Genomic DNA, 3,106 nt, shown 5'->3' with positions numbered 1-3,106 from the left:
AGTATTGGTGAGCAAACACCAATAACCGATGTCGCTGAGAAACAGGATTTCGAACTTCATCGCACCTTGAATTGGACGCATGCATTCTGGATTGCCTCAGGAACGCCTGTCCTCGTTCTATTTTCTATTGGAGCAGTAGCATCAGCGGTTGGAAATGTATCGCCGCTGGTTTGGATTGCGTCGATGTTCATCGGCTTCATCCAGTGCTTTACTTACGCTGAGATTTCCGGATTGTTTCCGAACAAATCCGGGGGGGCGTCAGTTTACGGGGCAATAGCCTGGGTACGGTATGGTAAAGTACTCGGACCGATTTCTGTTTGGGCGAATTGGTTTTCCTGGTCACCCGTACTTGCGGTCGGTTCTGGATTGGCATCTGGATACATCCTTCAGATGCTATTTCCGGCTGATGCATTCATACGAACGTGGTCGATCACTGTCCTAGATCTGAGCTACATTAAATCAGACTTGCAACTTCGCATCAATGCGACAGCAATTCTCGGCCTTTTTCTCATGCTGATTGTCTTTGCAATCCAGCATCGTGGGATCTTAAAGGCAGCTAAAGTGCAGATGATTGTCGCTGCAGCGGTTCTCGTGCCACTTTTCCTCATTGGCGTTGTGCCTCTTTTCACCGGCGATCTGCACTCCAGTCATTTCTTGCCCTTCGTTCCGCTTGAGCAAGATGCATCCGGCCAGCTGAAGCTCGGTTCCTGGAATATGACGGGGTACACCACCTTCGTCGCTGGCTTGTTGTTGGCGGCTTGGTCCACATATCCGTTTGAAACTGCAGTTTGCTATGTTCGGGAGTTCAAAAACCCCGGATATGATACCGTGAGGGCGTTGGTATATTCTGGAGTCCTGTGCATTTTCTTCTATACGATAGTCCCGATCGCGTTTCAGGGGTATTTGGGACTCGACGGCCTGCTTGATCCGGGAATTTATGATGGGACGGGCGTTGGTCGTGTCATGGCGGAGATGGTTGGTGCGACTCCGATCGTAGCCAACATAATTATGACAATGCTCGTCTTGTCCGTGGCGCTGGTGATCATGACTGCAATGGCAGGGTCGTCGCGTACCTTGTATCAAGGTTCTCATGATGGCTGGCTGCCCAAATATTTGTCCAAGCTCAACAGTCACGGCGCTCCCGTGGCAGCCATGTGGACCGATCTTATCTTCAACGCCTTTTTGCTCATGCTCTCGGACTACGTGTTCCTGATCGTACTGGCCAACACCACCTACATGATCTTCGTGTTCTTAAACCTGCAGGCTGGCTGGCTACATCGGATGGATCGGCCTGATGCGCCTCGACCCTATCGGTGCCCAACTTGGTTGCTTTGGGTAGGGGGAGTTTGTGGCTATCTCAATCTTCTCATCATGGGGTGGGGAGCTGATTTTTGGGGTGAGCGCGCATTGCTTACCAGCCTCCTGATCACCGCAGGCATCATTCCAATTTTCCTCTTTCGACATTACGTCACTGATCGTGGCCGCTTTCCCGATTGGATGCAGGAAGACTTGATGGACGGTAAGAACTTGATCAAGAAGCGCGCGGGCATTCTGCCATACGTTGTGCTCCTTACCGGTGGCGTGACGATTTATATCGGGCACCTCCTGGCAGCAAGCAGCATGTAAAAGGCACCATTGCCTACATAGCCCTTGGTATCGCAAGGCCCTGGCGGATCTCATTTCCGCCAGGGTCTTTCTGTTTGAAGGCTAATCTTAGACCCTTTCACACCTTCTAAAGCGGCCGCGCGGCAACTGACGATTGCTTCCTTGGCGATACGCGCAGAAGCGCGGCTCTAAAAAGTTTCTTCCCTCGCCAGACAGCTCTGCTCCTGCTTAGCCAGGCAGGGCATAGCCCAAGTGCCCCTATCTATTGCCCAAGGCTGCCTAGCGGCTGGCAATTGCGCCCCACAACATTGTCCAGACAGGGTCGCCCAGTATATCGGAAATTGATGCGATCAATGTTTTGCATAATGATTCAGTATGTTGAAGAAAGATTTTTCACAGACAATACTCATACACAGTCATCTCGATTGAAGAAGTGCGGGTGACATAGGTCATCTCAAGTACGCATTGAGATACGATACGGATAGTAGAGTAATTACTGCGAAGCGCCATGGCGTGTCCGAAGGCGTAAATTCTAATGAGGATAGAGAAATGGGAAATGGACCTCACGACCATGATCATGCGGCCAAAGGGCATTCACACTCACATGTTGATGAGTTAAGAAATTCAACGCATGGGCGGCAGTCACTAGAACGTCTTACGCGAATCCCTCAAACTAAACAGGCCGAAGAGACAGCCAGATCACTTGAATTGGGTCTGGAGGCTGCATCGTCTGTTGTTGATCGCAACATCTCTCTCTTCAGCCGTGGCCATCAGCCGGCATTCGCCGGAATCAATACGTTCATGAAGTCACCGTATTGCGAGGACATTCGAAACATTGGGAAATACGAAGCAGCTTTTGTCGGGGCTCCGTTTGATTCCGCCACGACTTATCGGCCTGGTACTCGATTTGGTCCCCAGGCTGTCCGGCGGATATCTGCGCTCTATGATGGTTACTGGTTTGACGGTGGCGTCGACATCTATGAGGAACTAGATCTCTGTGATGCGGGGGATATTTTCGTTATTCCCGGGAATATTGAGAAGACCTTCGATCAAGTCACGAAGGCAGTTTCGCATATCTATACGTCAGGCGTTTTTCCTATCATCTGCGGCGGAGACCACAGTCTCGGTTTCCCGAACGTTCGAGGAATTGCCCCCCACATCGATGGAAATGTCGGAATCATTCACATTGATAGGCATATCGACATCCAAGAAAAAGACATGGATGAACGAATGCATACTACTCCCTGGTTCTGGACCACTCATGATGGGAGAGAAACGACCCATCGCGACCATTCGCACATGCATGACGTCGGCCTGCCAAACTGCCACCCAAAGAACTTGGTGCAATTGGGAATTGGCGGTTGGTACGGAAACCGCCCGGGAAGCGCTGTCGCGCACCAGCGGGGCACTAGCGTAATGACCATGTTCGATCTTGAGAAGCATGGGCCAAAGAAAGTAGCCGAAATGGCCTTGGAGATGGCCTGGGAGGGCTGCAAGGCGG

General features: G+C 51.3%; 2 protein-coding genes. Both read left to right on the top strand.

Going from position 1 to position 3,106, the window contains the following annotated elements; translation table 11 throughout:
* Nucleotides 1–3: 3 nt before the first annotated feature.
* Nucleotides 4–1,626: an APC family permease gene (locus AC1DWF_RS31305; RefSeq protein WP_476842496.1), complete on the top strand. Its 1,623-nt coding sequence runs from the start codon at nucleotides 4–6 to the stop codon at nucleotides 1,624–1,626.
* A gap of 528 nt (nucleotides 1,627–2,154) precedes the next feature.
* On the top strand, nucleotides 2,155–3,106 hold a 952-nt coding region (locus tag AC1DWF_RS31300; RefSeq protein WP_476842495.1), incomplete at its 3' end, for an arginase family protein.

This window comes from Aminobacter sp. P4_D5 (assembly GCF_056401815.1).
The sequence above is the reverse complement of the archived record's forward strand: the minus strand, read 5'-3'. Positions and strand labels throughout refer to the sequence as shown.